8 protein-coding genes are annotated in these 7,930 nt (G+C 66.2%); 4 read left to right on the top strand and 4 right to left on the bottom strand.

Annotated elements, in window-relative coordinates:
* The first annotated feature begins 251 nt into the window (after positions 1-251).
* Positions 252-503, top strand: a complete 252-nt coding sequence (locus tag A9X00_RS32895) for a DUF3761 domain-containing protein (RefSeq protein WP_082975586.1) — start codon at positions 252-254, stop codon at positions 501-503.
* 9 nt (positions 504-512) lie between these two features.
* On the opposite strand, the gene A9X00_RS28520 is transcribed toward A9X00_RS32895, so the two are convergent.
* From A9X00_RS28520 to A9X00_RS28505, 4 genes are all read right to left on the bottom strand, one after another.
* The gene (locus A9X00_RS28520) at positions 513-1,775 is read right to left on the bottom strand and encodes an Nramp family divalent metal transporter (RefSeq protein WP_232006978.1); all 1,263 of its coding nucleotides are present in this window, start codon (positions 1,773-1,775) and stop codon (positions 513-515) included.
* Positions 1,776-1,835: 60 nt separating this feature from the next.
* Positions 1,836-2,549 carry an SDR family oxidoreductase gene (locus A9X00_RS28515; RefSeq protein ID WP_067161488.1) on the bottom strand — a complete coding sequence of 238 codons (714 nt, stop codon included), beginning with the start codon at positions 2,547-2,549 and terminating at the stop codon, positions 1,836-1,838.
* A 79-nt stretch (positions 2,550-2,628) separates the two neighbouring features.
* Positions 2,629-3,705: a diacylglycerol kinase gene (locus A9X00_RS28510; RefSeq protein WP_067161485.1), complete on the bottom strand. Its 1,077-nt coding sequence runs from the start codon at positions 3,703-3,705 to the stop codon at positions 2,629-2,631.
* A 124-nt stretch (positions 3,706-3,829) separates the two neighbouring features.
* A complete protein-coding gene (locus A9X00_RS28505; RefSeq protein ID WP_067161482.1) occupies positions 3,830-4,621 on the bottom strand; it encodes an SDR family oxidoreductase in 792 nt (263 codons plus the stop codon).
* Between the two features lie 280 nt (positions 4,622-4,901).
* Between A9X00_RS28505 and pstS the strand changes: the two genes are divergently transcribed.
* From pstS to pstA, 3 genes are read left to right on the top strand one after another with little or no spacing between them, the layout of a single operon-like run.
* The gene (gene pstS, locus A9X00_RS28500) at positions 4,902-6,026 is read left to right on the top strand and encodes a phosphate ABC transporter substrate-binding protein PstS (protein WP_067161479.1); all 1,125 of its coding nucleotides are present in this window, start codon (positions 4,902-4,904) and stop codon (positions 6,024-6,026) included.
* Between the two features lie 11 nt (positions 6,027-6,037).
* Positions 6,038-7,030 (top strand): phosphate ABC transporter permease subunit PstC, encoded by a 993-nt coding sequence (pstC, locus tag A9X00_RS28495; RefSeq protein ID WP_067161538.1) that lies wholly within the window; start codon positions 6,038-6,040, stop codon positions 7,028-7,030.
* Complete coding sequence (gene pstA, locus A9X00_RS28490; RefSeq protein WP_067161476.1) at positions 7,027-7,929, top strand: phosphate ABC transporter permease PstA; 903 nt, start codon at positions 7,027-7,029, stop codon at positions 7,927-7,929. Before pstC ends, pstA begins: the two co-directional genes overlap by 4 nt.
* Position 7,930: the final 1 nt, after the last annotated feature.

The following is a 7,930-nucleotide window of genomic DNA, read 5'->3' as shown; positions in this document are numbered from 1 at the left end:
CACGGACCCGGCCTGAGTCGGACACTTTTTTGGAGACTTTTTCGGCGCCGCGGCGGGCAGGGTCAGACTCACCGACGCCACTTGCCAGGTCTTGGTGAAGTTCTTGCGATTTTCTTGCGACCGCTCGACACCGACTCGGCGTGGCGACGAATTTTCACAAATCCGCATGTGAGCAACCCCGCCGGCGCATACGCTCCGACCGGCACGTCGGGACCGTCACAGGAACATCTGCAAGCAGGAGGTTCGGGCACATGTTGTCCCGTGTAGCTTTCGTCGCTGCGGCCATCGTCCTAGCCGTCGGCTCAGCGTCACCGGCTTACTCGTCACCCGGCGGCAGTTGCTACACCGCCGCGTCCGGGGATTGTGTGCCGTATCCGCAACAGGGCGGCTCGCAGCCGCCGAATGCCACGGCCCAATGCGCAGATGGCAGCTGGTCGTTCAGCGAACATCCCCACTCGGGTGGAACGTGCCACGGGCATGGCGGCGTGCAGCGGTACTTGTAGAGCTTTCGCCTATGCTGAGCCGCTCACGGTCAGGTAGATCAACACGATATTGAGCACACTGACCAGCACGGCGACCGCCCAGCCGATGACCGTCGTGACGGGATGGTTGGCATCGGTACCCATCAGGTCGCGGTTGCTGGTGAGCCTGACCAGCGGGAGCACCGCGAACGGGATGCCGAAGGACAGCACGACCTGCGATATGACCAGCGCGCGGGTCGGGTCCCAGCCGAGCGCCAGGATCGCGATCGCGGGGCACAGCGTCACCAGCCGGCGCACCAGCATGGGCACGGACAGATGCAGCAACCCCTGCATGATCATGGCGCCGGCATAGGCACCCACCGACGAGGACGCCAGGCCGGACGCGAGCAGCCCGATCGCGAACAGCACCGCGATCGTCGGCCCCAGCGTGTTGTGAATCGCGCTGTAGGCGCCGTCGATGGTGGCGCTTTCGTTGTGGCCCTGCAGGTTGATCGCGGCGACGAGGAGCATCGCCGCGTTAACCAGGCCGGCGACGGCCATCGCCAACACAACGTCGAAACGCGTGACACGCAGCAGCCAGCGCCGGTCGTGACCGGGCGCGGGATGCCCGTGCCGGTCCAGCACCAGGCCGGAGTGCAGATACACCGCGTGCGGCATCACGGTGGCGCCGAGGATGGCCGCGGCCAGCAACACCGACTCGGTGCCGTGGAATCGGGGGAGCAATCCCGACAGCACGGCCTCGGGTGGTGGCGTGGCGACGAAGAAACTCGCCGCGAAACCGACGGCGATGACGAGCAACAGCCCCGTGATGACGCGCTCGAAAAGGAGCTGGCCGCGGCGGTCCCGGATCGCCAGCAGCAGCATCGAGATCGCCCCGGTGATGATCCCGCCGACGGGCAGCGGCAGGCCGAACAGGATGCGCAGCGCGATCGCCCCGCCGATGACTTCGGCGACATCGGTTGCGATGGCGACGATTTCGGCCTGCGCCCAAAACGTCAGCCGCAGCGGGCGGCCCATCCGTTTGCCGATCGCCGCGGGCAGCGACCGTCCGCTCACCAACCCGAGTTTCGCGGACAGGTACTGCACCAGGCCCGCCGTCACGTTGGCGGCGACGATGACCCACAGCAGCAAGTAGCCGTACTGCGAGCCGGCGCTGACGTTGGCCGCGACGTTGCCCGGATCGACGTAGGCGATCGCGGCGACGAACGCGGGGCCGAGCAGATACCAGCTCGTTTTGAGCGAGGCCTCCGTGCCCTGCGCCAACGTATCGATCCTCGATCCACGTTCTCGAATAAAAAAGTTAGGTTAACCGAACACTACGACGCGCCGCCGGGCTACCCGCAACGCCGTGGATCATGCCGCGCCGATGCTCCCGCCCCCGTCGACCCGGACTATCTGACCCGTCATGTACCCGGCGTCCTGGTGCAGCAACATCGCGATCACGTGCGCGATCTCGGTAGGCGTGCCGACGCGCTGCATCGGAATGGACGCGAGAAGCCGTCCCTCGCGTTCCGATCCGACGGGGCTTCGCGCGCGGTACATCTCGGTTTCGATGGGCCCGGGCGATACCGCGTTGACGGTGATCCCCGTCCCGGCCAGCTCGCCCGCCCAAATGCGGGTACAGGTTTCCAGCGCGGCCTTGGAGGCGGCGTAGGGGGTGCGTTCCGCGACGCCGAGCGTGGTCAGGCTCGTGACGTTGACGATGCGACCCCATCCCGAATCGATCATGCCGGGCAGCACGGCCTGCACCACCTGCACCGCGGTGCGGACGTTCATGTCGTAGGTGGTGAAAAGGTCGTCCAGTTCGATCGAGCCGATGCGGCCGAACCGGGCGACGCCGACGTTGTTGACCACTGCGTCGACCGCGCCGTCGGCGACGATCGCGTCGAGGGTCTGCGCGGTAGCGGCGCGGTCGGCGAGGTCGACCTCGTGGAATTGCCCGGGGAAGTCCGACGGTGCGGTGCGGGCGAGCCCGATCACCTCGTAACCACCGCTGGCGAGGCGGTCAACGACCGCGCGACCGATGCCCTTGGAAGCCCCGCTCACGAGCACTCGCCGTTTCGTCATTGCATTGCCCCTTTCGTGCCGACCCTGAGGACCATTCAGGGCAACGCCGAGAAGGTGGCGCGTCATGCCGTGCTTTAGATCACCCCGGGACGTAGAGCCCGCGGCCGGTGATCAGGGGCAGGTCGAGGGTCGTCACGATGCCCGGCGGGGCGGCCACCACCGCGGGAATCGCGTTGACGACCCGCATCGCGGTGGCGACCAGGCCGGCGTGGTTGTGATCGCCGAGGCGGCTGCTCAAGCAGATGTCCATCGCGTAGGACGGTTCGCCGGTGATCTCGATGCGGTAGGAGCCGCCTTCCTGGGCGGGCTGTGGCCAGTCGGGGCGCAGGTCCTCCCGCAACCGCGTGACGTGTTCCAGGACGACGACGGGGTCGCCGTCGACCAGTCCGAACACCTCGAACCGCAGCCCGGCGGCCGTGCCCTTCGGAATGTGGCCCGAGGCGATGTCGAAGTCCTCGGGCGCGGGCTCGCGGATGTATTCCTCGGCGATGCTGTCGAGCGTGATGCCAAGCCCCGCAGCCAATTGCCGCACCACCGACCCCCACGCCAGGCTCAGCACTCCGGTCTGCAGCAGCATCGGGATCTCGTCGAGGGGCTTGCCGAATCCCATCACGTCGAACATGACCGCGGCGCTGTCGTAGGTGGCGTAGTCGACGATCTCCATGCACCGGATCTGCTGGATGCTCTGGCAGGTGCCGGCCAATGCCAGCGGCAGCAGGTCGTTGGCGAAGCCCGGATCGATGCCGTTGACGTACAGGCTCGAATTGCCTTCCCGCGCAGCGTCTTCCAGGGGCGAAATGAGCTCCTCGGGGATCACCTGCCAGGGATACTGGAGAAAGACCGGGCCGCTGCCGACGATGTTGATTCCGGCCGCGAGGACCCGGCGGTAGTCCTCCAAAGCCTCGGGCAGGCGATTGTCGGCCAGCGCGTTGTAGACCGCGCACTGCGGACCGGTGGCGAGCACGGCGTGCAGGTCGGTGGTGGCCAGGACTCCGGTCGAATCCTCAAGTCCGGCAAGCTCCGCCGCATCCTTGCCGGCCTTGGCCTCCGACGACACCCACACCCCGGTGAGCTCGAACTCGGGATTGGTGATCAACGCCTTGAGCGCATGGACGCCGACGTTGCCGGTGCCCAACTGAACGACGGGTATGGCCATGGCGGGCTCCTTAGCGGTAGGGGTAAGACCGCGAGCAGACGCAAAAGCGCCCGACACGCCGTGCGTGTGGGGGCTTTTGCTGGGGGTACCTCCCGCTTGCGGGGGACTGCTCGCGCCTCATGGTTTACAGGTCGGGGACCGGGATGTCGAGGTTGGGGAAGGTGAGGCCGCCGTCGACCTCCAACGTCTTGCCCGTGAGGAAGCTGCCGGCCGGGGAGGCCAAATAGACTGCGGCGGCGGCGATGTCGACGGGGTCGCCGAGGCGGCGCATGGGTGTGACCTTCTCCATCGGTGCGCGCAGCTCCTCGTTGGAGGCCACCACGTCCAGCGCCGACGTCAGGATCGATCCGGGGGCGATGGCGTTGACCCGGATGCGCGGGCACAGGTCCAGCGCGGCCAGCCGGGTGTAGTGCGCGAGCGCGCCCTTCGCGGTGCCGTAGGCGGCAAAGCCGCGCCCGGCCAGCCTGCCCATGGTGGAGGTGATGTTGATGATGCTGCCGCCGCCGGAGTGCTCCAGCATCAACGGCACCGCCGCGATGGTGAGCGCGTGCGCGGTGGCGACGTTGAAGGTGAACGCCTCCTTGAGGTCCTTGGTGGAGGTGGTCAGCAGGGTGTTGGGCATGGTCCCGCCGACGTTGTTGACGACGATGTCTAGTTTTCCGAACACCTCGACGGCCTGATCGGCGAGCTCCGAGGTCGACTCGGGATGGGCCAGGTCGGCGGCGACGGCGTGGGCGCGGCGGCCGGTGGCGCGGACCTGTTCGGCGACGGCGTCTAGTTGAGATTGGGTGCGCGATGCGATGAGCACATCGGCGCCTGCCTCGGCGAAAGCCAGCGCGATGGCGGCACCGAGGCCGCGGCCGCCACCCGTGATGACGGCGACTTTGTCGTCCAGACGGAACCTGTCAAGGATCATTACGGCCTCTCTATTCGAGTTATCCGGCGACACGGTAACAGACCTCGCCGACGCAGATCACGGCATTTCTGAAACAGGTTCTAGTTTGTCATACAGGGGGCGCGATGTAACTCCCCGACCGGCCCCAATTGCGCGGTGGACCGGCGCCTGACGACCGCCGCACACAATTCTCCGAACGTTAACCTTGTTACTGTTAGCTACTTGGCTGCGACAGATACCTGGTTGCCGGGCCGCGGCCTCAGGCGGCGGCGATGTTTCATCCCTACTGTGAGGAAGAGAATTGAAACTGAACCGATTTGGCGCCGCCGTGAGTGTGCTGGCTAGCGCCGCTTTGGTGTTATCCGGGTGTGGCAGCGAAAACAACAACTCGAGCGGAGCAAGCGGTAGCGGTGCGACGACGGGCGGATCCGCGGGCAAGGTGAGTTGCGGCGGAAAGAAGACGCTGAAGGCCAGCGGGTCGACGGCGCAGGCCAACGCGATGACGCGCTTCGTCAACGCGTTCGAACAAGCGTGCCCGGGTCAGACGTTGAATTACACGGCCAATGGCTCAGGTGCCGGAATCAGTGAATTCAACGGCAACCAAACCGATTTCGGTGGATCGGACTCGCCGCTGGCCCAAAACGAGTACGCCGCGGCCCAGCAGCGCTGCGGCTCGCCGGCGTGGAACCTGCCGGTGGTGTTCGGCCCCATCGCGATCACCTACAACGTCAAGGGCGTCAGCTCGCTGAACCTCGACGGTCCGACGGCGGCGAAGATCTTCAACGGCGCCATCACCACGTGGAACGACCCGGCCATCCAGGCGCTCAACAACGGAACCGTCCTGCCGGCCGAGCCGATCCACGTGGTGTTCCGCAACGACCAGTCCGGGACCACGGACAACTTCCAGAAGTACCTCGATGCCGCGTCCAACGGCGCGTGGGGCAAGGGCGCCGGAAAGACGTTCAACGGCGGTGTCGGCGAGGGAGCCAAGGGCAACGACGGCACGTCGGCGGCCATCAAGGCCACCGAGGGATCGATCACCTACAACGAATGGTCGTTCGCCAAGGCCCAGAACCTGAACATGGCCAAGATCGTCACGGCGCCCGGCAGCGATGCCGTCGCCATCAGCGCCGACTCGGTCGGCAAGACGATCTCCGGTGCCACCGTCAAGGGCGAGGGCAACGACCTGGTGCTCGACACCAACTCGTTCTACAAGCCGACGCAGGGCGGCTCCTACCCGATCGTGCTGGCAACCTACGAGATCGTTTGCTCGAAGTATCCCGACGCGCAGGTCGGCACGGCCGTGAAGGCTTTCCTGCAGAGCACCATCGGCGCGGGCCAAAATGGCTTGGCGGACAACGGATACATCCCCATTCCGGACTCGTTCAAGTCGAAACTGTCGACCGCGGTCAACGCGATCGCGTGATCCGGGATGCCATGACCCGCGGAGCGATCGCCAGTCCCTCAACAGGGATTCAGCCTGCGCTGAAGGCGACCGATCCGCGCAAGGCGCACCGCGGCGACCGACTGTTCAAGTTGGTCGCCGCGGCGGCCGGGTCAACGATTGTGATCGCGATCGCGCTGATCGCGGTATTCCTGTTGGTTCGCGCGATCCCGTCACTGCGCGCGAACCACGCGAACTTCTTCACCAGCGCCGAGTTCAATACCGCCAAGGCGGACCACCTCGCGTTCGGCATCCGCGACTTGTTCATGGTCACCGTGCTCAGTTCGATTAGCGCACTGGTGCTGGCGGTGCCGGTCGCGGTCGGGATCGCGATATTCCTCACCCAATACGCGCCGAAACGGCTGGCGCGGCCGTTCGGCGCGATGGTCGATCTGCTGGCCGCGGTGCCGTCGATCATTTTCGGTTTGTGGGGGATCTTCGTGCTGGCGCCCAAACTCGAACCCGTCGCGGAATTCCTGAACCGCAACCTGGGCTGGTTCTTTTTGTTCAAGCAGGGCAACGTCTCGCTGGCCGGCGGCGGCACCATCTTCACCGCCGCCATCGTGCTGTCGGTGATGATCCTCCCGATCATCACCTCGGTGTCGCGCGAAGTGTTTCGCCAGACCCCGCCGATTCAGATGGAAGCGGCGCAGGCTCTGGGCGCCACCAAATGGGAGGTGGTGCGGATGACCGTGCTGCCGTTCGGTCGCAGCGGTGTCATCGCGGCGTCGATGCTGGGGTTGGGCCGCGCCCTCGGCGAGACCGTGGCGGTCCTGATCATCCTGCGGTCGGCCGCCCGCGCGGGCAATTGGTCGCTGTTTGACGGCGGCTACACGTTCGCCTCCAAGATCGCTTCCGCGGCAGCCGAATTCAGTGAACCATTGCCCACCGGGGCCTACATCTCTGCCGGGTTCGCGCTGTTCGTCCTGACCTTCATCGTGAATGCGAGCGCCCGCGCGATCGCCGGCGGGAAGGTCAACGGGTGAGCATCGACGCCCTCGACCTGCCGGTCAAACCGGACGTCTTCAGCCCGCTGAGCCTGCGGCGGCGGATCACCAACAACGCCGCGGCGACGTTCTTCGTCGCCTCGTTCCTCGTCGCCCTGGTGCCGCTGGTCTGGGTCCTCGGGGTGGTTCTAGCCCGCGGCTGGTACGCCGTCACCCGCTCGGGCTGGTGGACCCACTCGCTGCGTGGGGTGCTGCCCGAGGAGTTTGCCGGCGGGGTGTATCACGCGCTGTACGGGACGTTGGTGCAGGCCGGCGTGGCCGCGGTCCTGTCCGTGCCGTTGGGCCTGATGACCGCGGTGTTCCTGGTGGAATACGGGTCCGGCCGGCTGGTGCGGGTGACGACGTTCATGGTCGACGTCCTGGCGGGGGTGCCCTCGATCGTGGCGGCGCTGTTCATCTTCAGCCTCTGGATCGCCACGTTGGGCTTCCAGCAGAGCGCCTTCGCTGTGTCGTTGGCATTGGTCCTGTTGATGCTGCCCGTGGTGGTGCGGTCCACCGAGGAGATGCTCAGGCTGGTGCCCGACGACCTGCGCGAAGCCAGCTACGCGCTGGGTGTCACCAAGTGGAAGACCATCGTGCGGATCGTCATCCCGATCGCGATGCCCGGCATCGTCTCCGGCATCTTGTTGTCGGTCGCGCGCGTCATCGGCGAAACCGCGCCGGTGCTGGTGCTGGTCGGCTACAGCCGGTCCATCAACTTCGACATGTTCCACGGCAATATGGCCTCGCTGCCGCTGTTGATCTACACCGAACTCACCAACCCCGAACACGCCGGCTTCCTGCGGATCTGGGGTGCGGCGTTGAGCCTGATCATCATCGTCGCGGCGATCAACCTGCTGGCCGCCGGGTTCCGCTTCCTGTCGATGCGTCGGCGCTGAC

Origin of the sequence: Mycobacterium sp. 1245805.9 (genome assembly GCF_001672915.1) — a bacterium.
Taxonomy (GTDB): domain Bacteria; phylum Actinomycetota; class Actinomycetes; order Mycobacteriales; family Mycobacteriaceae; genus Mycobacterium.
This window is presented reverse-complemented; position numbering and strand designations above follow the sequence as displayed.

What these genes read in the sequence shown, in the direction of transcription:
- A9X00_RS28505 (WP_067161482.1), bottom strand. Translation starts at nt 4,621, where the DNA reads ATGATCCTTGACAGGTTCCGTCTGGACGACAAAGTCGCCGTCATCACG.
- pstC (WP_067161538.1), top strand. Translation starts at nt 6,038, where the DNA reads ATGACCCGCGGAGCGATCGCCAGTCCCTCAACAGGGATTCAGCCTGCG.
- A9X00_RS32895 (WP_082975586.1), top strand. Translation starts at nt 252, where the DNA reads ATGTTGTCCCGTGTAGCTTTCGTCGCTGCGGCCATCGTCCTAGCCGTC.
- A9X00_RS28515 (WP_067161488.1), bottom strand. Translation starts at nt 2,549, where the DNA reads ATGACGAAACGGCGAGTGCTCGTGAGCGGGGCTTCCAAGGGCATCGGT.
- A9X00_RS28510 (WP_067161485.1), bottom strand. Translation starts at nt 3,705, where the DNA reads ATGGCCATACCCGTCGTTCAGTTGGGCACCGGCAACGTCGGCGTCCAT.